This window comes from Brachyspira catarrhinii, from assembly GCF_005518285.1.
GTDB classification, from domain to species: Bacteria; Spirochaetota; Brachyspiria; order Brachyspirales; family Brachyspiraceae; genus Brachyspira; species Brachyspira catarrhinii.
On sequence record NZ_SJDU01000757.1, the window covers coordinates 1 to 516 of the forward strand.

Annotated in this window: 1 protein-coding gene; it reads right to left on the bottom strand. The window is 29.3% G+C overall.

Going from position 1 to position 516, the window contains the following annotated elements:
* On the bottom strand, nt 1-440 hold a 440-nt coding region (locus EZH24_RS13360), incomplete at its 3' end, for an ankyrin repeat domain-containing protein (RefSeq protein WP_137999481.1).
* Nucleotides 441-516 lie beyond the last annotated feature (76 nt).

Consider the following 516-nt stretch of genomic DNA (forward strand, 5'->3'; position numbering starts at 1 on the left):
ATATTCCCGCTTATATAGGCATTCTTTAACGCTGTTTCGCCGTAATTACTTTTAAGATTAACATCCGCTCCGTTGTCGATTAAGAATTTTACGACTTCAACAGAATTACTATTCTCGCAAGCATACATTAAAGCGGTTATACCATCATCGTTAACTTCGTCAACTTCTACTCCAGATTTTATCAATAATTCTACCGCTTCTTTATTCCCAATGTGAGATGCATACATCAATGCAGTCATACCATAATTGTCTTCTGTAAGATTAACACAATACTCTTTATCATATCCGCAATTCGGGCAAAACATCCAATAGCTTTCTATAGGTTGACCGCAGTATTGACATTTTTCTTTTACTTTATCATTAAAATATTTTATAATTAAAATTACTATACAAACTCCTATAAAAACTCCTATAATTAAACAAAATAAATATATTACCATGATATTATCCTTAAAAATAAATTTTTATTTATAACTAAACAAGGATTTTTTATTTTCCTTGATAAGCTATCGAAAT